At 42.2% G+C, this 25,393-nt stretch carries 20 protein-coding genes and 2 riboswitches; of the genes, 12 read left to right on the top strand and 8 right to left on the bottom strand.

Translation table 11 applies throughout. The annotated features are described in order from the left end of the window. Nucleotides 1-136 precede the first annotated feature (136 nt). The 3 genes from sppA (at nt 137) to AAEY88_RS03535 (ending at nt 3,113) form a co-directional block, all read left to right on the top strand. Nucleotides 137-1,198, top strand: a complete 1,062-nt coding sequence (gene sppA, locus AAEY88_RS03545; protein WP_350559136.1) for a signal peptide peptidase SppA — start codon at nt 137-139, stop codon at nt 1,196-1,198. A 166-nt stretch (nt 1,199-1,364) separates the two neighbouring features. Continuing rightward, on the top strand, nt 1,365-2,252 hold the full coding sequence (locus tag AAEY88_RS03540) for an alpha/beta hydrolase (protein ID WP_350559133.1): 888 nt from the start codon (nt 1,365-1,367) through the stop codon (nt 2,250-2,252). Between the two features lie 72 nt (nt 2,253-2,324). Further along, nucleotides 2,325-3,113, top strand: a complete 789-nt coding sequence (locus AAEY88_RS03535; protein WP_350559130.1) for a type II CAAX endopeptidase family protein — start codon at nt 2,325-2,327, stop codon at nt 3,111-3,113. A gap of 40 nt (nt 3,114-3,153) precedes the next feature. Here AAEY88_RS03535 and dusA read toward each other — a convergent pair whose 3' ends face one another. From dusA to AAEY88_RS03520, 3 genes are all read right to left on the bottom strand, one after another. Next, nucleotides 3,154-4,125 carry a tRNA dihydrouridine(20/20a) synthase DusA gene (gene dusA / locus AAEY88_RS03530; protein WP_350560444.1) on the bottom strand — a complete coding sequence of 324 codons (972 nt, stop codon included), beginning with the start codon at nt 4,123-4,125 and terminating at the stop codon, nt 3,154-3,156. A gap of 105 nt (nt 4,126-4,230) precedes the next feature. Beyond that, nucleotides 4,231-5,532, bottom strand: coding sequence for an MFS transporter (locus tag AAEY88_RS03525; protein WP_350559127.1), 1,302 nt, complete (start codon nt 5,530-5,532; stop codon nt 4,231-4,233). A gap of 184 nt (nt 5,533-5,716) precedes the next feature. Continuing rightward, nucleotides 5,717-7,360 carry a phospholipase D family protein gene (locus AAEY88_RS03520; RefSeq protein ID WP_350559124.1) on the bottom strand — a complete coding sequence of 548 codons (1,644 nt, stop codon included), beginning with the start codon at nt 7,358-7,360 and terminating at the stop codon, nt 5,717-5,719. A gap of 417 nt (nt 7,361-7,777) precedes the next feature. Between AAEY88_RS03520 and AAEY88_RS03515 the strand changes: the two genes are divergently transcribed. The 4 genes from AAEY88_RS03515 (at nt 7,778) to AAEY88_RS03500 (ending at nt 11,969) form a co-directional block, all read left to right on the top strand. Beyond that, a complete protein-coding gene (locus tag AAEY88_RS03515; RefSeq protein ID WP_350559121.1) occupies nt 7,778-9,061 on the top strand; it encodes an O-succinylhomoserine sulfhydrylase in 1,284 nt (427 codons plus the stop codon). A gap of 90 nt (nt 9,062-9,151) precedes the next feature. Next, the gene (locus AAEY88_RS03510; protein WP_350559118.1) at nt 9,152-9,481 is read left to right on the top strand and encodes a YbaB/EbfC family nucleoid-associated protein; all 330 of its coding nucleotides are present in this window, start codon (nt 9,152-9,154) and stop codon (nt 9,479-9,481) included. 295 nt (nt 9,482-9,776) lie between these two features. Further along, nucleotides 9,777-10,370: a recombination mediator RecR gene (gene recR / locus AAEY88_RS03505; protein WP_350559115.1), complete on the top strand. Its 594-nt coding sequence runs from the start codon at nt 9,777-9,779 to the stop codon at nt 10,368-10,370. 279 nt (nt 10,371-10,649) lie between these two features. Continuing rightward, nucleotides 10,650-11,969: an HRDC domain-containing protein gene (locus tag AAEY88_RS03500; RefSeq protein ID WP_350559112.1), complete on the top strand. Its 1,320-nt coding sequence runs from the start codon at nt 10,650-10,652 to the stop codon at nt 11,967-11,969. Between the two features lie 168 nt (nt 11,970-12,137). Here AAEY88_RS03500 and AAEY88_RS03495 read toward each other — a convergent pair whose 3' ends face one another. From AAEY88_RS03495 to gcvT, 5 genes are all read right to left on the bottom strand, one after another. After that, nucleotides 12,138-12,824 (bottom strand): alpha/beta fold hydrolase, encoded by a 687-nt coding sequence (locus AAEY88_RS03495; RefSeq protein WP_350559109.1) that lies wholly within the window; start codon nt 12,822-12,824, stop codon nt 12,138-12,140. Nucleotides 12,825-13,050: 226 nt separating this feature from the next. Further along, nucleotides 13,051-15,951: an aminomethyl-transferring glycine dehydrogenase gene (gcvP, locus tag AAEY88_RS03490; RefSeq protein ID WP_350559106.1), complete on the bottom strand. Its 2,901-nt coding sequence runs from the start codon at nt 15,949-15,951 to the stop codon at nt 13,051-13,053. A gap of 93 nt (nt 15,952-16,044) precedes the next feature. Next, nucleotides 16,045-16,893, bottom strand: coding sequence for a nitroreductase family protein (locus AAEY88_RS03485; RefSeq protein WP_350559103.1), 849 nt, complete (start codon nt 16,891-16,893; stop codon nt 16,045-16,047). A gap of 192 nt (nt 16,894-17,085) precedes the next feature. Next, nucleotides 17,086-17,466 carry a glycine cleavage system protein GcvH gene (gene gcvH, locus AAEY88_RS03480; RefSeq protein WP_350559100.1) on the bottom strand — a complete coding sequence of 127 codons (381 nt, stop codon included), beginning with the start codon at nt 17,464-17,466 and terminating at the stop codon, nt 17,086-17,088. Between the two features lie 137 nt (nt 17,467-17,603). Then, nucleotides 17,604-18,779 carry a glycine cleavage system aminomethyltransferase GcvT gene (gcvT, locus tag AAEY88_RS03475; RefSeq protein WP_350559097.1) on the bottom strand — a complete coding sequence of 392 codons (1,176 nt, stop codon included), beginning with the start codon at nt 18,777-18,779 and terminating at the stop codon, nt 17,604-17,606. Between the two features lie 166 nt (nt 18,780-18,945). Continuing rightward, nucleotides 18,946-19,110: riboswitch (glycine riboswitch) on the bottom strand. A gap of 43 nt (nt 19,111-19,153) precedes the next feature. Continuing rightward, a riboswitch (glycine riboswitch) is annotated at nt 19,154-19,282 on the bottom strand. A 331-nt stretch (nt 19,283-19,613) separates the two neighbouring features. Here gcvT and AAEY88_RS03470 point away from each other — a divergent pair. From AAEY88_RS03470 to AAEY88_RS03450, 5 genes are all read left to right on the top strand, one after another. Continuing rightward, on the top strand, nt 19,614-19,934 hold the full coding sequence (locus tag AAEY88_RS03470; protein ID WP_350559094.1) for a YcgL domain-containing protein: 321 nt from the start codon (nt 19,614-19,616) through the stop codon (nt 19,932-19,934). Between the two features lie 223 nt (nt 19,935-20,157). After that, entirely contained in the window at nt 20,158-20,847 is a 690-nt protein-coding gene (locus tag AAEY88_RS03465; RefSeq protein WP_350559091.1) for a hypothetical protein, read from the top strand. Nucleotides 20,848-21,096: 249 nt separating this feature from the next. Continuing rightward, on the top strand, nt 21,097-21,963 hold the full coding sequence (locus AAEY88_RS03460) for a MoxR family ATPase (protein ID WP_350559089.1): 867 nt from the start codon (nt 21,097-21,099) through the stop codon (nt 21,961-21,963). Nucleotides 21,964-22,084: 121 nt separating this feature from the next. Further along, nucleotides 22,085-23,317, top strand: coding sequence for a VWA domain-containing protein (locus tag AAEY88_RS03455; protein ID WP_350559086.1), 1,233 nt, complete (start codon nt 22,085-22,087; stop codon nt 23,315-23,317). Between the two features lie 443 nt (nt 23,318-23,760). Next, entirely contained in the window at nt 23,761-24,975 is a 1,215-nt protein-coding gene (locus AAEY88_RS03450; RefSeq protein WP_350559083.1) for a globin domain-containing protein, read from the top strand. The last annotated feature ends 418 nt before the right edge of the window (nt 24,976-25,393 follow it).

Raw genomic sequence — 25,393 nt, 5'->3', positions numbered from 1 at the left:
TCTTAATACCTATATCAATGTAGCTGTATCAATACAGGTATATAATAGGGCGAAGACATTTAAACTTTATCATTTTATCTGCCTTTTTATATTATCTCTTTTATCGTTTTAGATTGTTTCTGACTTAGGAAGTTATATGCCCAACTGGCCACCAGACCCTAACAAAAGCCCTGATGATTCCACAAATCAACCAGCACCGATGCAACAGCTCCCCGCAAGCCAGCCAAGTGGACAAGAATGGCGACTTATCGAAAATACTCTATTGGCCAGTGTCGTAGAACAGCGCCGAGCACGGCGTTGGGGTATCTTTTTTAAGTTGTTAACCTTTGGTTATATTTTATTAGTATTTTTGATTCTCGGGCGTGGTTGTAGCACTCAAACACCGACTGGAATTGAAGGTATTGATACCAGTAAGCCACATCTGGCTGTAGTCGAACTACAAGGTACCATTAGTAAAGGCGATGCTGCCAATGCTTATGACATCAGCAAAGCCTTAACTCGCGCCTTTGAAAACAGCAACTCAAAAGCGGTTGCGCTCGATATTAACTCACCCGGCGGATCGCCAGTACAGTCTGATGAAATCTGGCAGACTATGATGGACTTACGCCAAGAATACCCCGACAAAAAACTTTATGCGGTCATTGGCGATATAGGTGCTTCTGGCGCCTACTATATTGCATCCGCTGCTGATGAGATTTATGTTAATCCATCAAGTTTAGTCGGCTCGATTGGCGTAATTATGCCAAGCTACAACATCAAAGGGCTCATGGATAAGGTCGGCGTTGAAGACCGTACAATTACCGCTGGTGAGTATAAAGATATCTTAAGCCTATCGCGTCCATTAACCAACTATGAAGAGCAGCATGTGGAGATGGTACTGGCTAATACTCACAAGCACTTTATTAATGCGGTTAAAGAGGGTCGCGGTGATCGTCTGAAGAAACCAGAAGAGAATAAATTATTCTCAGGATTGTTCTGGACTGGTGAACAGTCTATTGCTCTAGGCTTGGCAGATAAGACAGGCAGTATTGCCAGCTTAGAGAAGCAGCTAAAACTTGACAATGTGGTGAATTATACGCCGACAGATCCGTTCCAGCTCTTTATGGATCGTTTTGCTATTAAAATGGGTGCTGGCGTGGGCTCAAGCATTAACTTTGATGTGTTACCGCAAGAAGACGGTAATGCGCAGATGCGTTAATATCATGATGTTTTCAATCTAGCATTGACTCAACATGATTTACTGTAAAACCTTGTCATACAAACTGAGCCATGTATAACGGCTCAGTTTTGTTGTTTTATTATCTGATAATTTTTTTAATAAGCGCCAAATAGTACTAATCAACGAAAACTAGTGAGAATAGGCCATGAGTGTTATTAATTCGCAGACCTTTGCGTCGTTGCCAGTGTCTAAAAAAACCCAAAAGCCAGTTATTCATTTCGCCCATGCTAATGGAATGCCAAGTGCGGTCTACCAGCCATTCTTTGCAGATTTGGTTGAGTTTTTTACTATTGAAACTATTCCGATGTTAGGCGGTGATCCTAATTATCCAGTAGATGATCACTGGCGCAGCCTAACGCAGCAGATTGTTGACAGCGTAGAACATACTTGTGAGCAGCATGGGGTGTCGCAAGTAGTGGCCGTTGGGCATTCACTTGGGGGAATGTGCACTTTGCAGGCCCTATACCAGGCACCTGAACGTTTTAGCCAAGCCGTATTACTAGATCCGCCTTGGGTTTATGGTAAGACCAGCTTACTTTGGCATGTTGCCAAGACGATTGACAGATTGCCGCTAATGAACCATCGTTTAATGGATAAGTTATCACCGGCAGGGGTCTCTAAACATCGCCGTGATGTTTGGGACAGTCGGGAAGATGCCTACGATAAATTGCGCCATAAAGGATTTTTTAAAGGGTTTGACGAGCGTAGCTTTCAAGGTTATATCAAACATGGCTTACATGAGCGCGCTGACGGTAAGGTGACTTTAGCCATTCCCAAATCTAGTGAAGTGGCGGTCTTTCGTACCAATCCTTCTTGGTATTGGCTGACACCCAACCATGCCCCTAAGCCGCCAGTAACCTTGGTTATTGGTGAAGATAGTGTGTTCTTAAAGCGGCAATTTCCACAGCAAGTTCAAGCGCGATTGGGAATTCATTATGAAACTCATAAAGGCGGTCATATGTTTCCGCTTGAATATCCAGAATCTGTTTCAGATCAGGTGTTAAAACTCATCGTCCAGCAATTACCAACATAGATAATGATAAGTTATTTTACCTTTTAAATAATCATTAAGAATCTATACACTTCTGTTTTGAGCCTCCACGCTATGCCAAACTGCGTTACCGTTCCTAAAAAATCATTAGCCTCTCAACCAATGCGTGCGCCATTATTTTCACGTTTTGGCGTGTTGGCACTCAGCGTAGGAATGGTGATTGCATTTTTTATCAGTCAGCTGGTCGGGGTTTATATCGCTGGCAAGCTAGTGCTACCCGCCGCTAATACTTTAACTATTGGCGACATATTTTATCTGGGCAGTAGTGATGGTACGGTCGTTAGTGTGTCCATCCTTATAAGCGGCGTATTATTGACCGCCCTAAGCTTTTTTATTATTCGCTTAAAAGGCGGTAATGTTCGGCGGTATTTGGCGCTAACTCCGTTTTCGTTAGCCGTTGGGATAGGGTTACTGGGGTTACTATTATTATTCATGATTGGCAGCCAAGCGCTGACCTATTGGCTGGATAAAACCCCACTGGACTTTGTTGATCCGCTATATCAATCAGTGAGCTCGGTATGGCTGCTGGTTATTGCGATGGTTATTATTGCCCCGATATATGAAGAGCTAATATTTCGCGGCATACTATGGGCTGCTATCGCTGAGCAGTTTTCAAGTCCGCACTCAGAACGGCGCGGGATAATTGTTGCTAGTATGGTCACTAGCCTTATTTTTGCCACGATTCATATGCAATATGGCTTATATGAAATCAGTACGATTGTAGTGTTGGCATTAATATTTTGTTATGCGCGTATTAAGTCTGGTTCATTATTATTACCCATGCTGCTACATATTATTAATAATGGTGCCGCGATGGGGCAGTATTTATTACAAGTGTCTTAACTATGTAGCACTTGGCAGCTTGGTATTTATCAAATATGTCCTAAGCTTCAGGATTCAGTTGCAAGACCTCAGCTGCTGCATTTTCAATATCTTCAACAGTCAAATTAGGCTTGCCACTTAATGCTTGCCGCCATTTTCGGGCGCCAGTCATACCTTGAAATAATCCTAAATAATGCCGTGCCATTGTTGATAAAGGCTCACCTTTTGCGACTTGCTGACGCAGATGCGGATATAACTGCGCTAAAATATCTGAGCGTTTAGGCACCGGCTGACCCCATAAAGTGTTAGCTTCTGCCAGTAAATAAGGGTTGTGATAAAACGCTCGACCAATCATCACCCCATCGACATATTGCAGATGATTTTGAGCCTCTTGTATAGTATCGATACCCCCATTAATCTCAATAGTGAGTTCGGGAAAATCTTGCTTCAGCCGGTAAACGTCATCATAACGTAATGGTGGTACTTCTCGGTTTTGCTTGGGGCTGAGACCTTGCAGCCACGCGGTACGCGCATGGACAATAAAGCGCGTACAACCAGCGTCAGCGACAGTCTGTACGAATTGTGCCATAAATTCATAACTATCAAAGTCATCAATACCAATCCGATGCTTAACCGTCACCGGAATATCGGCAGCAGCTTGCATGTGTTTGACCAACTCTGCAACAGTATTAGGCTCCGCCATCAAACAGGCGCCAATCTTATTATGTTGCACCCGATCTGATGGACAGCCGACATTAATATTGACCTCATCATAATTATGTTGCTGCGCAAATTCAGCACACTGGCTCATCTCGCTGATGTCTGCGCCGCCTAACTGCAGTACGATAGGATGCTCACAATTATCAAAACGTAAATGCCGTGCGCGATTACCATGTAGCAGTGCACCAGTGCTAATCATCTCAGTATATAGATATACGTTTGGATTAAATAACCGCGCAAAATATCGATAATCAGTTGTCGTCCAATCTATCATAGGGGCGACTGACAGTCGCTTATTGGTCATATCAACCATCATTGTCTATGCCTTTTTTGATTGCTTATTTTCAAATACTTATTTTTAAGTAATTAACCGCTTAATATCAAAGCGTTCTACTGTTTGGCGTTAATATTAATACCGTTAAATAATGGTATTTATTTTTTTAAATTCGGGTAAATGATAAAAATAAAGCCCTATTATGACGCCAATAAAGCCAATAAAAGCGATATACAATGCGGGTGAGAAGCTGACAAACATGGTGGCATAGCTAAGCCCAAACGGTACCAAGCCGCCAACAATACCGTACATGACGTTATAAGAGAGCGCCATACCAGTTAGCCGTACATTGGTTGGAAACAGCATAACAAAAATTGCAGGCACCATACCGACAATACCAGCAAAAAATCCTAATAGCGCATACATAATCAAGATGTAGTCGCCACCTGCTTGCAAATGATAATAAAACGCGAATATCTGACTGATAAGTAAAATTGAGCCAATGACTAAAATTTTACCAAAATTTTGATAATTAGACAGCAGACCATAAAATATGCAGCCAAAAATCATAAACACAATGCCAAGACTGTGGGAAAATCCAAATAAATCACTGTCTAAAGTAAAACGTAGCTCAATTAAGTCAGGTAATAATAAAGCAATAACCGTAGTGATACTGGCAAGAATTAGGGTGAGCATTAATCCGATAAATATTGACTGTCGGCAGTGCTTAAAAAGTAGCGTAAAGGGCTGATTGGTATACTTGTCTGGCTTTACGTCTCGTAGCTCGATAAAAAAGGGGGATTCGTGAACAAATCGCCACGCCAAAAGCGGCAAAAAGCTAAGTACTGCCGCGACTATAAATGGTACACGCCAGCCATAAGTTACCAGTTGTTCAGGAGTCATGGAGCCGGTAAGCCAAACAAAAAAGGCATTAGAAAATAACACCCCGATAAAAAAACTGGCGGTCACATAGCTGCAGCTAATGGACAAATACTGCCGCGGTACGTGCTCAGCAACAAAAATCCATGCCAGTGGCACATAAACCCCAAATGCCATCCCTTGTATCAGACGCAATATAATAAATAAAATTGGGGCAACCAGACCCCACTGCGCATAAGTTGGCAGACATGCCATAGCCAGCATACTGATAGCGGTCACCAACATACTGATTAATAATACCGGTTTACGACCTTTAATATCCCCATAGCGCCCGAAAATGATGCCACCTAATGGACGCGCCAAATAACCGACTGCGAACAGCCCGAGTCCTTGTAGTTTAGTAACATGAGGATCGATGTTGGCTGGAAAAAAAGTAGACGAGACGATATCTGCCATATATAAATAAATCAAAAAGTCAAAAAACGCCACGGCGCTACTAAAGCAGACAAACATTACCATATTTTTGTCGTTAGAAGACATTAGCGCATATTGAGAACGAGAGGGCATAGTATTATAGGTATCTGTTTATCAACGTGGGTATTAAGACAGTCATCATTCAGATAACCATCTGCCATAAACAATAATAAATCAGCATATTAATATGATGATTTACCGAAAAAATAATTTGAAGGGCTTTGAGTTAAAGGATGTGGCGTTTGTTCAAGACTCAACAGATAAAAAATGTTGAATTTTATAGCAGCCAATCAATGGGTAACCATGACATAACGGTTAGCCAAATATGATCGGTCAGATCAACACGTGGCTCCGAATCATAAACAACTTTTTTGTTACCTTCAATGGTATGCCATTGTAGCTGGTTATCATTCGTTAGCTTGACTTCATAAGCTTGGTTTAACAGGTCATCACTCAGTGCTTGGTGCAATTGCTGTGCCAGCTCATCATCGTTGATAATAACACCCATCTCGGTATTAATATTTGCCGAGCGCGGATCAACGTTATAGGAGCCAATGAAGACTTGATGGTCATCAATAGCAAAAGTCTTGGCATGCAAGCTGGTTGATGACTGGCTGCTCGCTTTCCATAATTTATTTTCACGCTTCTCTTCACTAGCAGTTGATTTTAACTCATAGATTTTAATGCCAGCACGCAACAGTTTAGGCCGCCATTGGCTATAACCTGAGTGCACTGCCGTGACGTCCGTTGCATCAAAAGAGTTGGTTAAAATCTTAATCTCAATACCGGCATCTGCCAATTGCACCAGCGTATTCACCCCGTCTTTGGTGGGAACAAAATAGGATGATATAATAGTCAGCTTGTTGGATGGGCGACCCAGTAAAGTGCGGAGTTGCTGTACTAAATTAGTGCTAGTAGGGACACTCTTGGTTAATTTACCAACATCATCACTCAAAAATTGCATATCGGTCCAGCGAAAGGGTACGCGCTTGTTCACCAAGTCAGTGTCAATAGAAGAGTCTTCGATAGCCGTTTCATACCTCGTCAAACTACTGTTCGCGTTACTTTTTTCATCCTCATTAAGCTTATCTAAACCTGCTAAAAAATCTCTGGTACCTTTCTTATTAAGAGTTGCAAGGGTCTCGATATCGAAGGATATTGGTGCCGACCAAAAGCTAGTAAAACTAGTGTCAATATCGGCCACGACTTTACCGATAAGTAGGACATCGAGATCGGCAAACTGGCTGTTCTGATCATTGCTTAGATATTCATTACCGATATTACGGCCACCGATGATGGTGATTTGTTTATCAAAAGTCATACTCTTATTGTGCATGCGTCGATTGATACGTGGTAAACCAGTGACGAAGTTCAACGTCTGAAACTTACGATACATCAGTGGATTGACAATACGTACTGCAATATTGGGGTGACTGGCAAAGCGTAGTAAATGCTGATCGAATTGAGCGTTATTATTAAAATCATCGAGCAATAAACGCACGATAACCCCGCGCTCAGCAGCTTCCCATAAATCTTTTAGCAGTAACTGTCCGGCCTGATCGTCGTGCCAAATATAATACTGCGCATCAATATTACGAGTTGCCATACCTGTCAGAATACTGCGCGAAGCAAAAGCGTTAGCACCAGTTACAATAGGATGATAGCCAGATAAGTCAGGGTGAATATCTTTTTGTTCACTAATAGCAGCAACCAAATCTGTATTATAGACAGCAGTATCTTTATGTTGGGTATTTGTTAGGATGTTACCTTTTTGGTATAAAGCATTGACACGCGCTGATAGATATTGGCTTTCCGGTAAATGGGGCTGTTTGGGCAAAACTTGACACCCACTAAGGCCTAAAGATAGCCCAAGCGTCAGACTCAGCGATAAGCTGCTTGGATCTATACTAAACATCGACATAACTGGGTTACCTTAGTCTGCTTTAAGAAACGGTCTGCTTAAAAGATTTTCATAATAGGCATGCTAAAAAGTGCTTAGCCTGATTTGTATAATGGTAGCAAGAATTGTGATGCGCCTAATAGGTTCACTTAAAGTGCAAAGTTAGTCGCCGCTAAGCTTAGCAGGTGCAGCGATATCTGCCTATAAAAAATACGTTATTTTTTTAATGAAAAAATTAGACGAGCCGTCAGCTTTACGTAAATCGCCACCAAACATAACGCTTAGCAGGTGCCTGAAATAAAGAGGCGTGATATGATATTCCTGAGATCATAACACTAGTAAACAGCTATCTAAAAAGTGTAATCCTCTCTTAACCTATCCAAAAACAATGACAATAGCCGCATAAATGCTAAAATTAACAATAGCAATGGAAAACTTATGAGTCAGTCGCAAACGCAACAACAAAATAGCTCAAATAATGGAGATACATTAGATTCGAACTGGCGTTCTGATGCCTTAGATTTAGGACTGGACTATGGTATGCAGACCATCGCGGTGCGGGCAGGGCAACATCGTACTGACGAGGGCGAGCATTCTGAGCCTATCTTTACCACCAGCTCTTATGTCTACACCTCAGCGGCTGATGCTGCCGCACACTTTGATGGTACTAAGACTGGTAATGTTTACTCACGCCATACCAATCCTAGTGTACGCACCTTTGAGCGCCGGCTAGCGGCGCTTGAAAATGGCGAACGCGCCGTAGCGACGGCTTCAGGCATGGGCGCAATTTTGACCATGTGCTTAGCCTATCTAAAAGCGGGCGACCATCTATTAGCAGCCAATCAATTATTTGGCTCATCGATTGGGCTGTTTAATAACTACATGGCAAAGTTTGGGGTTGAGGTCAGCTATGTCGATTGCTTTGATAATGAAGCGTGGGCAAATGCGGTACAGCCAAATACCAAAGTGATTTATTGTGAAAGTCCCAGTAATCCATTGGCACAGATTTGTGATATTGGTTACTTAAGCCAACTGTCAAAAGCCAATGATATTTTATTGGTGGTTGATAACTGCTTTGCGACCCCAGCCTTGCAGCGCCCGCTAGAGTTGGGCGCTGATGTGGTCATTCATTCAGCGACTAAATATTTAGATGGTCAAGGTCGAGTACTTGGTGGTGCGCTGGTCGGTAGCGATAAGCTGATGCAAGAAGCCTTTACTGTCGTACGCTCGGGCGGTATCAGCATGAGTCCATTTAATGCATGGGTATTTACCAAAGGTCTTGAGACTCTTAAACTACGGATGCAAGCCCACTGTACTAACGCCAATCAAGTGGCGCAGTTTTTAGTTAGTCATCCCAATGTTCGCACTGTACATTTTTCAGGGCTGAGTGATCATCCGTCCCATGAGCTGGCAACCCGCCAACATCATATGAAAGACGGCTATGGCGCGATTATGGGTTTTGAGGTCAAAGCAGCCGACGATGGTGACTCAAAAGTAGCCGCTTGGCATGTCATTGATTCGACGCAAATGGTGTCGATTACTAATAATTTAGGCGATGCCAAAACAACTATTACTCATCCAGCAACGACCACTCATTTTCGTTTGTCGCCAGAAGCACGCGCTGAAGCAGGGGTCAAAGATGGCCTTATTCGTCTGTCAGTGGGTCTAGAAGATGTGGAAGATATCATTAAAGACTTGGCACGTGGTTTAGACAGTTTATAAAGATAGCGGTATAATCGCTGCGAGCGTATTAATTTATATGACTAAGAACATTTTATTACGACATCATTCATCACCATAAAAGAGGCAATTATGAATATTCAAGCATTGATGCAACAAGCACAAACCATGCAAAAGAAAGTTGAAGTTAGTGTTGAGGCCGCAAAAAAAGATCTAGCCAATAAAGAAGTACACGCCGAAGCGGGCAGCGGCTTAGTCAAAGTCACCATGACTGGTCGTCATGTGGTCAAGCGCTTAACTATTGACCCAAGCTTGTTGGAGGATGAGCCAGATATGATTGAAGATTTGATCGCTGCAGCTATCAATGATGCGGTTCGTCAAGCTGACGAGTTATATGAAGAAACCATGGCTGGCGCGACCTCAGGTATGGGATTACCACCAGGTATGCAAGGTATGTTCTAATATCAATTCCAAAAAAAGACAACTAAAGTAAGGTATTCAGACTTTCTAGGCCTATCATTTTAATGCTTGTGCTCGTCGTACTTACAGTTAGCTTTGATTTTTGGAACTGATATAACTATTAATTTGTAGTCAATTGACTGTATCAACGTAAGAAACAAGGTTGTTATCGATACGATACGACCCCATTTTTATAGGTAAGTTTTTAGATTTTTATGCATATCTATTTATAATAGTTACTTACAATCTCTACAAATTATACTATTTACAAGTTATATCTTTTACAAAGGAAAACACTTTGCTTACAGCCAAATTTGATCAGCTGGTTAAACAGTTGCGTATTTTACCTGGCGTGGGTCAAAAAAGTGCCCAACGCATGGCACTGCATCTACTCACTAAAAAACGTCCTCAAGGTATTGCCCTGGCGCAAGCGCTTGATGAGGCGATGCGGGATATCGTTGAGTGTCAGCGTTGTCATAGCTTTAGTGATGATAGTGTCTGTCCGCTATGCCAAGATCCCAGACGTGATAACGGATTATTGTGTGTGGTCGAGACCGCTGCTGATGTGATGGCGATTGAGCAAACTGCCGGCTATCGCGGTCGCTATTTTGTGCTAGGGGGGCATCTGTCACCGATTGATGGTATTAGTGCCGATGATTTAAATATCGATCAGCTGGTATGGCGGGTCAAGCAAGAGCCAGTTGAAGAGCTGATACTGGCAACCGGTACCACTGTTGAAGGGCAAACCACGGCGCACTTTATTAGTGAGGCGGTAAGTCGGCATGTCAATAAAGTCACTCGTTTGGCGCAAGGCGTACCGATGGGTGGTGAGCTTGAATATCTAGATAGCATGACTTTGGGACAAGCGATACAAAATCGTTCTTTTTTATAATGGTTCAATATTTTAAATCAGTCAGTGGTTGCTAATAGAGAGGTTACTTATCTTATTTTATGAAAAAAAACCACTCTATATCCATAGTATTCAGTAATCATAAAATTGGCAAATGCCAAAATTTGTGCGCTGGTTTTCCATTTTTCATAGTGAAATTGCTATACTTAGCTTATTAATTTATCTTACACCTCCTTTTTATAAATGCTGACAGCTATTTTATGAATAATAATGCCTGTCTTTAGCGTTTTTCTTCTCTTTTCTTTATGCAGGTATCTGCCCGTGTCTGACCATATCTTTTCTGATTCAAGTTCTAAAGCTAATGATCCCTCGCCCTCTGTCACTATTGATTCTAGTGATACCGCTACTATAGCCGTTGATTCCAATGCTACAGCCTTGCCTGTAGAACCCGATATTGATGCGCTGTTAGATATTGCAGATGAGGTGTCTATTACTTGGGTGCGCGAACAATATCAGTTAGAAGAGGTTATCGATGCGTTAGAAGTTTGCGGGCGCGTAGCGTTAGATACTGAGTTCATTAAGCGTGATACTTATTATCCGCGCTTGGCATTGGTTCAGCTCAATACTGGTGATCATGTTTATCTATTAGATGCACCGCAGCTACAACTGAGTGAATTTTGGCAAGCGCTTAGCGAAGTGGATGTGGCTATTTGGCATGCCTGCGGAGAAGATTTAGGTATTTTTTACCTATTGTCTGGCTGTCCGCCATTGACCAATATTTTTGATACCCAAATTGCGTTGTCTTATTTGACCGGACAATTGCAAATGGGTTATCAGCAGGCACTTGATGATCAGTTAGATATGCATATTGATAAAGAACAAAGTCAATCTGATTGGCTCAGACGTCCATTATCAGATGAGCAGGAGCAGTATGCCATTGATGATGTGCGCTTTTTGCCGGCGTTATATTTAAGCATTGAGCACGCACTTAAGTCGCAAGGGCTATATGACTATGTGTGGGCAGATTGCCAACTGTATGCCTCTGAGCTATATGACGCGCAACATGTCGAAGATGAGGCGATGTATTTAACGATGGCGGACTATCGCTATAATTCGCAACAAATGGCCATCTTACAGGCAGTAGCGACATGGCGTGAGGCGCTGGCACGAGCGACCAATCAACCGCGTACTTTTGTGATTAAGAAACAAGCGGTACGTGAGATTCTCACTGAGAAACCGAGCAATATGCGCGAGCTGGCACATAAGACGACCATGCACCGTAGTATGCTGCGTCTGTATGGGGAAGAGTTGATGAACGTTATCAATAAAGCGAAAATGCTTGCCGCCGTTGAGCATCCTGCTTGTTTGCTGCCGCCTTATCGTTCTAAAAATAAAGTACTATCTAAAGCGGTACAAGACGTGGTTGCCACACGTGCTGCGCAAATTGACGTACCAGAAAACGTACTGATGCGTAAGAAGTGGCTAGGGCAACTATACGAAGTCATTGCTTTTGATAAGGGGCTAGAAGAGTTACCACAAGGGCTGCAAGGCTGGCGCTATGAATGGGTAACCCAAATACTAATTCCGGTTATCGAAGAACATATAGCTGAATTAAAACAAGGTATGGGTATTAATGTTTAGTATAGTAAGCCAGCTATAAACCTGCGATAAATATGATTTAATGAACATAAACGAGCGACTTTGAGAGCTTGCCAACAAAGGAGTCGAGTAGCCTTGGTTAAATCGTTATATTAATATGAGTGCTAATTTTGTCTTAGATTAGTGATAGGTATTACTGTTTGCAGGTGATCATCGTTGAAACTGCCCATTTCGTAAAAAATAGGCAGTCTGTTCAGCCACTGTTGGATTGACCAACATACCGGTATGAGAAACTGGCATAATTATATGGTCTGTAGCCGCATTAAGTTTGGTTTCAGTTATATATACGGTGCCATCGTGCACCAGATTCTTACTCAGCAATGAATTATCTGCTTTACGCATTTTACGATTATGATACTGCAAAAATAATTGTCCTAGACCATAAGGTTTATCGCCAGCAATCACACCCAAAGTGATGTGCTCAGGCAAGGGTACAACCGTCCCATCTAGCGCGTCCACATACGATTTCCCCACAATATAGGGAGTGAGTCGCCAAATATAATCAGCACAAATACTACCATTGTGTGGCGTGCCGAGGGTCACACAGCGTCCAATCTGCCACTGCGGATAAGCAGTAATAAAATCGCGAATAATAAGCCCGCCCAAACTATGACCAACCAAGTCTATCGGCTGCTCAGGATGGTGATTCGCCTCAAGCCATGCATGTAAGCGTTGACTGTGGGTCTTGATACCATCACGCATACTGCGGTAGCCGTATTGATGAGTGTCAAACCCTTGCGCTTGTAAGCGCTTAGCGAGTGGGCGCATGATAAATGGCGTTTGATGAAGACCGTGAATAAGAATAACGCGGTTTTTTTTGATTATTGTTTGCTGCATTGCTCAGTCCATAAGATTGTTTGGTTTGATAATTAAATGTACATTTTTATCATCGTATGGTTTTATTATAGCGCTAAATACCGATTTTAAATGCTAAGTTTAATGGCTGTCATTGATAATAAATAACCATAATCAGTAGACAAAATAAAACCTCCAAACCAGCTACTGATTTGGAGGTTTTTTATCGTAAACGATTCATTGACCTAGTATTATCAAATGCTACTAATTACATATAGTTTTCGATACCGGGGCAAGAACATCTTAGGTTCTTATCGCCGTAAGCATCATCAATACGTGAAACACTTGGCCAGAACTTATGTGCGCGGACATAAGGTAATGGGAATGCAGCAGTATCGCGGCTGTATGGGTGTGACCATTCGCTATTAGTAATCATCGATGCCGTATGCGGCGCGTTAACCAATGGGTTGTCTTCAGCCGTCCAGCCATCTTCGCCAGATTTGATTTTCATGGCTTCTTCTTGGATAGATTTTAGCGCACTGATAAAGCGGTCTAATTCTTCTTTTGATTCAGACTCAGTAGGCTCAATCATCAAAGTACCCGATACTGGGAAGCTCATGGTTGGGGCGTGGAAGCCATAATCCATTAAGCGCTTAGCAATTTCACTTTCACTGATGCCGGTTGCTTCTTTAAGCGGACGAATATCGATGATACATTCATGCGCTACTTGACCATTTTTACCAGCATATAAAACAGGGTAATGATCTTTAAGCTCAGAGGCAACATAGTTAGCATTCAATAGCGCTAGATGTGTGGCCTCTAACAGACCATCACGGCCCATCATTGCAATATACATCCATGAGATTGGCAAGATGCTTGCTGAGCCATAAGGCGCTGCTGACACTGCGGTTAAGTCTTTTTGCGCATTATGCACAGGGCTAATGCTGTGGTTGGCCATGAATGGGGCTAAATGCGCCTTCATACCAATAGGACCCATACCAGGACCGCCGCCGCCATGTGGAATACAGAAGGTTTTGTGCAAGTTCATGTGTAGCACGTCTGCGCCCACATCAGCTGGTTGCATGATACCGACTTGGGCGTTCATGTTAGCGCCATCCATATACACTTGACCGCCATGCTTATGGATAAGGTCACACATAATACGGATGCCTTCTTCGAACACACCATGCGTTGATGGATAAGTGATCATCAAGGCACCAAGATTGTCGCTATGCTCTTCACATTTAGCCGTTAGGTCAGCGATATCAACGTTACCATTGTCATCGGTTTTGACCACGACTACTTTCATACCCATCATGATTGCCGTTGCAGGGTTAGTACCGTGCGCAGACTGTGGAATTAGGCAGACGTCACGATTGCTTTGATTTAAGGACTCATGATAGCGGCGGATAGACAATAGACCAGCATATTCACCTGAGGCGCCAGAGTTTGGCTGCATAGACACATCATCAAAACCGGTAATGGCTTTTAGTTGGTCTTGTAGGCTATCAATCATGTCGATATAACCAGTGACTTGGTCACGCGGTGCAAAAGGATGCACATTAGCAAATTCAGGCCAAGTGATGGGTAACATCTCACTGGTCGCATTTAGCTTCATGGTACAACTACCCAGCGCAATCATACTACGGTTCATCGCCAAATCTTTATCTTCAAGCGATTTTAAATAACGTAGCATTTCATGCTCAGTATGATACGAATTAAAGACCGGATGGCTTAAGATCGCATCGGTACGTAAATGCGCCGCCTCTAAAGAAACAGTCGCGTCTGCAGGTAAGTCCTGTGACTTATTAGCGAACAGCTGAGTCAAGACACTAAAGTCTTCTTGATCACTGGTTTCACTAAAAGAAACACTCAGTTTGGTGTCGCCAAGACGCCATAAGTTATAGCCAACATTGTCTGCATTTTCGAAGATTTGGGTAGCTAGTTTTTCTGAACCACAATCAACGACCACGGTATCAAAGAATTGATCATGAACGACGTTTAATTTATTATCATCACCAGCATTTTTGATAACGTTAGCAAAGGCAGTCGCAAACGCATGGATACGCGTAGCAATGCGCTTCACGCCTGTTGGGCCATGATAGACAGCATACATACCCGCTAAGTTGGCAAGCAATACTTGTGAGGTACAAATGTTAGAGTTGGCTTTTTCGCGGCGAATATGCTGCTCACGCGTTTGTAGCGCCATCCGTAGGGCAGGGTTGCCATGTGCGTCTATTGATACCCCAATGATACGACCAGGTGCTGAGCGCTTGGCTTTATCTGAGAATGCAAAGTAGGCGGCATGTGGACCACCAAAGCCCATTGGAATACCGAAACGCTGCGTACTACCTAGTGCGACGTCGGCACCCATATCAGCGGGTGATTTTAACAATACCAAGCTCATGATGTCACTGACAACGGAGGTATAAGTTTTGTTTTTCTTCACCGCACTAATAACGTCCGTTAAATCTTTAACATCGCCTTCATGACCGACATACTGGAAAATCGCACCAAAGTAGTCGCCAGATTTAGCCAATTCAAAATCACCAACAACCACTTCCCAACCAAAATATTTAGCGCGAGTACGGATGACGTCTAGCGTTTGTGGGTAAATACGCTCATCAACAAAGAACTGCATTGATTTGCTTTTGCTCATACGCTTAGACATTGACATAGCTTCAGCAGCTGCTGTTGCTTCGTCAAGGAGCGAGGCACCTGCCATCTCAAGACCGGTTAAATCAATACAAACTTGCTGGAAGTTAAGCAACGCTTCTAAGCGACCTTGGGAAATCTCAGCTTGATAAGGGGTGTAAGCGGTATACCAGCCTGGATTTTCTAACACATTACGCTGAATAACAGCAGGCATACGTACTGGCGAATAACCTTGACCGATATAGCTTTTATTAACGGTAATTTTGTCTGCCATCACGCGCAGTCTAGCAAGCGCTGCGTGCTCACTCATGGCTAATGGTAAGTCTAATTCTTTATGTAAGCGTACTGGCTCAGGGACGGTATCATTAATAAAGCTGGCCATATCGTCATAACCAACTGCTTTTAGCATATCAGCTTGTTTGGCATCGTTAGAACCTAGATGACGATAGACGAATTCTGATTCGTTAAATAAACCTTTGAAGGTATCAAGGGTCGGATTTTGAGAAGTAGACATAATAATCCTTGTTAGCGTTTATAATACACGCAATAGATAAGGTGAAAATGAAAAACAAAAAATGGGTATGACCTATTTGTTAACCATTATGCGTTAAACATAATGCACAAACTGGTCATCGTTAAAGCGAAACTGCGAGTTGTAAATGCCGTTATCCGCACGCTCTCCAGCACCAATCATCATCACAATATGATGGTCGTCGCCTAGATTTAGTAGCCGCTTCATCGCAGGCTCATCAAAACCGCCCATCGGACAACTATCAAACCCATGTGCTCGCAGTGCCAGCATCAAATTTTCAGCAGCAAGTGCGGTATTGTTGGTCGCCCAATTTTTGACATCATCGAAGGTATAATAAGGTGATTTAATCGGCCCTTTTACCCGTCTAAAAACTTGCGTAGCGCCCCATTTAGCGGCTGATACCACATTGACTGGACCCCGCAAAAAGTCCATGGCCACTACTTTGGTGTAGTAGTCCTTAACCTTCTTTGGTACCGGGGTATCAGGATATTCACGCAAAATTTGCTGAGCATGATCGTGCCAAATATCAGTACGTGCTACCACCGCAATCAGTCGTGCTGATGTTTTAGCCGCGTTCTGGTTCATACAGTTTTTGACCGCGCGCTGACGCTTATCTGCACTATCAATCACGTAAAATTCCCACGGCTGCAAATTGCTAGAGTTTGGCGCTAGCATTGCCAGCCGTAAACAATCTGCCAACACCTCATTAGGAATCGGCGTATCAGTAAAACGGCGAACGGAGCGACGTGACTCTACTATTTCTTGAAATGCTTGCAGCTGCGGCGTATGTTTAGGCGTCGCTATACTGTCTACTGTTTTCTTACTAACCGTAGCGCTGTTTTGGTTGGCAGTATGATGAGCCGTATGCAAGGTCTTGGTATCGGCTGCATTGGTATGATTGTCGTTAGTATCGGCTGGTTTCATACGTGACTCCAGGGCAGGGTTGCAAGATAGCGGATATAAAAATAGATGACAGCAGTGAATTGTGAATAACATGAAGCGATATGAGTTTAGTGTTGAATCGTGATAGATACCAACAAGTGTTAATATCTATCTTTGATAACGTATACTACTTACTAAATAAATAATTGCTTGAACGATTAGTTACCAAGAAGCTTATAACTCGTTTTCGTACTCTTCAGCGGTCATTAGCGCTTCATAATCTTCCATATTTTCAGGCTTCATTCTAAAGAACCAACCTTCACCGTATGGGTCTGAGTTGATGATTTCAGGGTCATCCTCAAGGCTTTCGTTAATGGCAATGACTTCGCCTGAAATAGGCGCATAGACGTCAGAAGCTGCTTTTACTGACTCAACAACAGCAATTTCTTCATCTAATGTGATGGTAGCGCCGACTTCCGGCAGCTCAACGAACACCACATCACCAAGTAAATCTTGCGCGTGATCAGTGATACCAACAGTGATAGTACCGTCGTCTTCAAGGCGTAACCATTCATGGCTGGCGATATATTTTAATTCTGCTGGAACATTACTCATAGTGTCTCTCCTAGATGATAGAGGTTGATTAAAAATTATAGAAGCCAATAATAGGCAGTGGTTAATCAGAGCTTTCATTAAAAGTAGTGATTAACCCACAATAAAATACCATTATTTAAATGAAGTCAAAACTAATATCATTCAAACTGTTGCTTGCCATTACGGACAAAGGGTAGCTTAAGGACACGGACATCGACGAATTTGCCTTTACCGCGCAAATCAATCTGCACGTTATCATCGTCTGATAAGCTCGCAGGAACCCGTGCAATAGCAATAGAGTTTTTGAGACTAGGAGAGAAGGTGCCGCTAGTAATCACGCCCGTTTGCTCATTATCAGTGCCTTGATTGATCGTCACTTCCATGCCTTCACGTAACACGCCACGGCTGGTTAGCAGCAGACCAACTTGTTTCATTGCCGTATTGTCGTCTTTGGCTTGTTTACGCTTACTAACCAGCGCGTCGCGACCAACAAAATCACGGTCATCTTTTAGAGCAAGCGTCCAACCCATGTTGCAGTCGTAGGGACTGATGGTCTCGTCCATATCATGGCCATAGAGATTCATGCCGGCTTCCATACGTAGCGTATCACGTGCGCCAAGGCCAGCAGGCTTAATGCCGTTTTCTTTTAATTGCTCAAAGAACGCGGGTGCATCATCGCCATGCATGATGACTTCAACGCCATCTTCACCAGTGTAGCCCGTACGGGCGACAAACCAGTTTGGACCTTCTATATCGGTTAAGTCAGCACCAACAAAAGGTTTGAGTCCGGCAAGGGTATCTGCCCAGTTTGGTTTGGTCTGTGCGAGCTTTTCAACGGCATTAGGCCCTTGAACGGCAAGCATCGCAAGCTCTTTGCGCTCAGTAAAGGTAACATCAAAGCCTTCAGCTACTTTTTTGAACTGTGCTATGTCTTTGTCGTGAGTAGCAGCGTTTGATACGATACGATATTCAGTTTCATCGCTATTTGATAAATAGACGATTAGGTCATCAATGATGCCACCTTGCTCATTGAGCATAGGGGAATATAAGGCTTTACCTACCGTTTTTAGCTTATTGACATCATTGGCCAGTAGTTTTTGTAGCCAAGCTTTACTGTCTGCGCCTTTAATATCAACAATGACCATATGTGAGACATCAAACATACCAGCATCGGTACGTACTGCTTCATGCTCTTCGATTTGCGAGCCATAGTTGATAGGTAATTCCCAGCCAGAAAAATCCACCAGTTTGCCCTCACTATCGACGTGGGACTGGTAGAGAGGTGTGCGCTGAGGGGCTTGATTGCTAGTATCTTGGGTATTAGTATCGGTCATAACAAATCCTTGTATATACGCCATCAGTACTCAGTAAGATAAGTACAATATGTGATGGACGTCATTAATAGCGAGAAGCAAGCTTGCGAGATGCTAGCGTTGCGGCAAAGGGTGGCACAAAAAATAAAGCCGTATGCAAAACAAACGCTGAACGTCAGTTTAAACAAAAGCCCTATCTGTCCTGTAACCTGAGATTTTCAACACGTTCCATATATTAGGCATGCTCAATATGAGCTGGCTTTAACACAAGCCTGAAGTGTATGGTAACGCATTTTCTCCCCTTCGGTGGGTAAGGCGTCGTCCGTCCTTACCGCTCTCCAGATTTGTTATGCAGTGGTATGAGAGATTGCAGAAAGCAAATAAACATAGCATGCATGTGTTTTTCAGTCCTTTTACCTGAGCGATTAGCAGGGTAGATGCGCCTTCGGTGGTGTTATAGCAGATAATGACGGCGTATAATGAACGCTGCGTCCTACCATAAAACTCTCTCCTGAAAAACGCTTTTATTATGAAAGGTTCACAGCCATTTTACAAGTCATCAAAGGGATTAATGTTAATAAATTTATTAAAAGGCTATTATTTTACTGATTTAAGTTATTAACCAGTTTATGAATCGAGGGTTTGTGCTTTAATTAATGAGCAGCATAATTAGTAGTTACTATCAATAAAATCTATTAATCAGTCATTAAAAAAGCATAATTATGCTAATACCAGAAGCTAATATTGATTGTAGGGCAATTCATGCTAGGCTATAGTATTATTACTCATAAGCGTTTTGATGGTTATATTAATTCGCCTTTCGTTTTAATTTTTAGTATTCAATAGGGTGCCTTTATGCATTGTGATATTTACAAATTTCTCAGACGCGATGATATGTATGTTTATATTGCACGTCCCGATTATCCTAACGATACTGATGAGATCAAAGACTGGCTGAACATTTTGCCTAAAGATTTCCGTACAGGTTTGGGTGTCAGTAAGTTTGTGATGCACTTAGACTTGGATGCGACACCAACGCTTGCCCGTGTTGATAAGGAAGAGGTGCTGGCTAAACTTCAGTCGCAAGGCTATTATGTACAAATGCCACCACAAGAGATAATGCGTAAACAAGCAGAGCTTCGCGCGCTCGAAGCCCAAGATAATATCTACGATTAATACCCTTAATATTACAAGTATCAGGATAGATATGAGCAAATAAAACGTTGCTAACAAGAGCAGGGTATGCATTTTGATATAAAGTCGTGATAAACTAAAGACTATTAGGTGCGCACGTTAAATTTTTATATACAGCTTTATTAGACATATAGCAAAATACATAATGATTTGTCGAAAATAATAAGGTGGCGCACGACCTATAAACGCAGGTATCTAAACACGCATGGACTGGTTAAAAAGTATTTTACAAAGCCTACCACTGGAAAAAATCAGTGACATTCTCGGCGAGATTGTTATCTGGTGGAGCCAGTTGGTCAGAGGTGTCCCGCCTGCTGATCTGCCCATGTATGCCTATCTTGGCGGTGCGATTGTAGTGCTCGTACTCTGGATATTGGTCGCACGGATGTTGCCGCGTCCACTTGGCGGCATGAGCTGGATGATATTATTTGCAGTCCTATTAGCCCCAGGTACAGCTTTGAGTGACCCCGGTCAAATTGCGCCAGCCAGTATTAGCGTCGTCTATGCGGTCATGATGAAAGATACTGCCGCTGCTGTTACCAATGCATTACCAGTGCTAGTGGTATTGGTAGTAGGTTTATTTATTGGCTTTATTTGGCAACTGATCCGCGGCGCTTTTGAGTCAAGCTTAGATAAAGCGCGCCTTCGAACTGCTGAAGATACTCGGGCAAATATGCAACTGGCAACAGGTAACTATTTAGAAGCAAAGACTGATGAGCCGCTGCCAGTAATTATGCCTAAAACACCTGTTCCTGAAACTGATATTAATCTTGAAAAAGAAAGTAGCTTAAAAAAAAGTAACTTGAAAGCAGAAGAATCAGCCGACCCTAAGCTGCATACAAATAAGAATCCTGTGGTCATAGCAGATAAAGACGTGACAGACAGAAATTTATGATTAAGAAAACATAATGTCGGCGCTATTTTGCTGATGATAAAAAGACACCGTTGCGTGTCTTTTTTTATGGCTGCCAATGAGATCTTGCGGGCTAAAAATAAGTCATAAGTTATACAAACTACGAACGCATGAGTATTTTGGCATTAAGACAGGCTGTGCTAATCTAAATTATTATTTATTCTACTGTACTTGCCAACACTCCTTTTATTACCTTTCCTTTATATCGATAACAATAAATGAGACTTTTCAATGACCACTGCTAATAACCACACCAAACCAAATTTTACCGGTACTGACAGTTATATTGCTACTGAAGACCTGCAACTGGCAGTCAACGCTGCAATAACCTTGCAAAAGCCGTTATTAATAAAAGGTGAGCCTGGCACAGGTAAGACCTTACTCGCTGAAGAGGTTGCTGCCAGCTTGGGAATGCCGCTTATTACTTGGCATATCAAGTCGACTACCAAAGCTGAGCAAGGCTTGTACGAATACGATGCCGTGTCACGCTTGCGAGATTCGCAATTAGGCGATGATAAGGTTTATGAGATTGGTAATTATATCAAGCCGGGTAAGTTATGGGATGCCTTTACCAGTAACGAGCGTAGTGTGTTATTGATTGATGAGATTGATAAAGCAGATATTGAGTTTCCCAATGATTTATTGCATGAGCTTGATAAAATGTCTTTTTATGTCTATGAAACGGGAGAGACCATTACTGCCGAACAGCGTCCGGTAGTGATTATTACCTCGAATAATGAAAAAGAGCTACCGGCTGCATTTTTGCGTCGCTGTTTTTTCCATTATATCGACTTCCCTGAAGAGCAGACTATGCGTCAAATTATTGATGTGCATTTTCCTAATATTCAAGAAAAATTGGTCAATGATGCATTAGATATTTTTTATAAACTGCGCAATGTTCAAGGGCTTAAAAAACTGCCGTCAACCTCAGAGCTAGTCGATTGGCTAACCTTGCTACTCGCTGATGACATGGCGCAAGCGGAACTAGAAGAAAATTTGCGCGGTGAAAAATCTATTCCACCATTATATGGGGCGCTCCTCAAAAACGAAGCCGATGTCAATTTATTGCAGCGCTTTGCCAATATGATGCGCCGTTAAATGGCAATTGGATCGCAAGGTCGTTGTGATTTAAGCTAAATGAGCGACACCAGATAATAAAAGCCAATGAATGTTAAGAGCTATGTCGTAACTAAATTAGCTAATAAGTGATACGTATTTTATGTTTATCAAATTGTTCTATACCTTACGTACTTACGGTGTGCCGGTTAGCACGCGTGAACTGCTTGACCTAAATGCGGCCCTTGAGCAAGGGTTGATGATGCAGCCACATCCTGAATATCCGGACGATCCCGACTTGCGCGATTTCGCCAGTCGGGAAGATATGTATCGACTTATTCGTCTGTGCATGGTCAAAGATGAGCGCCACTTTGATAAGTTTGATCGGGCGATGGCTGATTATTTTGAAGGGGTTGATAGCCTAGACACTGATGAGTTATTGTCAAAGTTGACGGACATTCCCAAAGAATGGTTAGATCTAAAGCTTGATCCGAAGAATCTAACTGAGGAGCAGCGGCGCTTACTAAAAAAATATGGCTCACTCGAAGAATTAATGAAAGCTTTGGAGGAGCGCTTAAAGGAACAAAAAGAGCGCCATCAAGGGGGTAGTAAATGGGTTGGAACGGGTGGCACATCACCATTTGGTGCCTATGGTGATCATCCGGAAGGCGTACGTGTCGGTGGCGAATCCCGTAAACGTAGCGCAGCCAAAGTCTGGGAGCAGCGTAAATACCGCAATCTCGATGATGATAATTTACTTGGTACGCGCCAAATTCAAATGGCACTACGTAATTTGCGCCAATTTGCCCGGACAGGCAGCGCTGATGAGCTAGACATTAAAGAGACCGTCAAGCGTACCGCCAAAAAAGGTGTGCTCGATATTCATATGCAGGCGGAACGTCGTAACCGAGTCAAAGTTCTGATGCTATTCGATATTGGCGGTAGTATGGATGTGCATATCGAGGCCCTAGAAAAGCTATTTTCTGCGGCTAAGAATGAGTTTAAAACGCTAGAATTCTTTTATTTTCATAACTGTCTATACGATTATGTCTGGAAGGATAACGACCGTCGCCACAGTGCCCCCATACCAACCTTTGAGCTGCTCAATAAATATGGTCGTGAATATCGCGTGATATTTGTTGGTGATGCGGCAATGTCGCCTTATGAGCTATTTTCGGTGGGTGGTAGCGTTGAGTATATGAATAATGAAGCCGGTGTGGTGTGGTTAAAAAGAGTGCTTGAGCATTTCGATAAAGTAGCCTGGCTGAATCCTGAAAATCCAACTTACTGGCACTATACCCAAACTATTATTGAAATTAAGAAACTATTCGATAATAAAATGTATCCAATGACCTTACACGGTGTCGAGAAGATGACGGCCCATCTAGCGCGGTAGCGATATAAAAACGACCATCACTTATTAATGCTAATTATGAGATTCATTGGTAATAAAGGGTGCTGGCACAATATTGAATTACAAAAAAGCAGCCACTATAAAGTTTATAATGGCTGCTTTTTTTAGTCGAATAGATCAATTTTTATCTCAATCATAATTTTTCCGTCCACATGACTGATCCATATCACTAGTGCGCCTGTTTAGTCTTTTGGTCGGTATTATTAGATTTTTAGACAGAAAAAGTCACCATAGAAACAACCAAAATCATGATACAGCATTGGTATACTGAAAGAAATATGGTAAGATTCATTTTGAATGAATGTTATGGCAATGTTTTGATTAATTGACTCATGGGAGTTTGATTACTTTCTGATAAGCCTAGTCGCTATTGCCAACTGTAGTAACTCAACTTAACAATGTGATAACTCACTAAGAGAGACCTAATGGCTTCCCCTCAAACCATAGAAATCATAAAAGCAACTGTCCCCGTACTTGAAGAACATGGGACTGCTATTACCAAAGTATTCTACAAAAACATGTTTATTGAACATCCTGAGCTGCTAGATATCTTTAATGAAACCAACCAAAAGCTAGGACGTCAACAGAACGCACTAGCTTCGACGGTCTTAGCGGCTGCTAAACATATTGAACACTTAGCCGTTCTGCTACCAGAAGTCACGGGTATCAGTCACAAGCATCGCGCCCTACAAATCCTGCCAGAGCATTATCCTATTGTGGGCAAACACCTTATTGGTGCTATAAAGCAAGTGCTTGGTGAAGCGGCGAATGATGACATTATCAACGCTTGGACAGAAGCTTATGATGAGATTGCTGGCGTCTTTATTGAACTCGAAAAAGACATGTATAAAGAAGAGATGTGGCCAGGCTTTGCCGCCTTTAAAGTGATCGAAAAAGTAGCCGCTGCCACTGATATTGCTGCCTTTACCGTCGTGCCATTAACTGACAGTTCAGTAGACAACAAGCAAAACAGTAGCGACAGTATCGATCTTAATAAACTGGATTTAACCGCCGGTCAATATATCACCGTAAAAACAGATCCCAAAGACAGCGAGCATTTGGCATTGCGTCATTACTCTTTATATTCAGCCAATACTGATAAAGGTATCCAGTTCGCCGTCAGACGTGACAATCGCGATGAGCATCGTGGATTGGTCTCTAACTACTTGCATGACCATTTGCAAGTTGGTGATACGGTTTCATTATCGGCACCAGCAGGCGACTTTGCCTTAAATAAAGAACTGATGCAACAAAATGAGATTCCCTTAGTACTTATCAGTGCTGGGGTTGGAGTAACACCCATCTTATCGATGTTAGAGGCGCAAGTAACCACTAATCCCAAGCGACCTATTATTTGGGTCTATGCCTGTCAGAACAAAAACCATCATGCTTTTGATGATGAGACTCATCAGCTATTAGAGTCAGCCGCCAATGTTGAAGAACACATCTTCTATTTTGAAAACGACCAACTACTAGATGAGGCGTGGCTTGCAACATTACCCCAGCCTGCCGACATTTATGTCTGTGGCTCAATGCCATTTATGGAAAGTATTATTGATGGCTTGATGACGTTAGAACATGGTGTTGATAGCGTTCATTACGAACCATTTGGCCCTAAAATGAGTCTGCAAGCGTCTTGATTTTATAAATAGCTTATATATAAAATATAGCCAATTGAATGTAAGTTTGACGCTTAATTTACAAGTGTTGAGCTTTCTCTCTTGGCTTTATTAATAATAGATAATGTCTTGCTCAAATATTAAAGATATTATTTTGAACATATTTAATTTTTACCACATTCGGTATTTATTTTCGATTAAATAGTTTTTTATCTATTAAAAAGTCGGTTCAACTTAACAGTATTTCATGATTTTTAGCATAATATTGACTATCTTAGTCATCAGTATAATGAGAATTATGATGAACGGCTGTAAACGATTCTTAAGTGGTATTGTTACTCTCTATATATCCGGTAATATGAATATACAGAGAGTAACAATTGATTTACAAAACAGAATATATATTTTATAAATATTAACAAGAGTTAAATTCTAGCTA

The organism is Psychrobacter sp. CAL346-MNA-CIBAN-0220, assembly GCF_040309805.1.
In the GTDB taxonomy this organism is placed as follows: domain Bacteria; phylum Pseudomonadota; class Gammaproteobacteria; order Pseudomonadales; family Moraxellaceae; genus Psychrobacter.
This window is presented reverse-complemented; position numbering and strand designations above follow the sequence as displayed.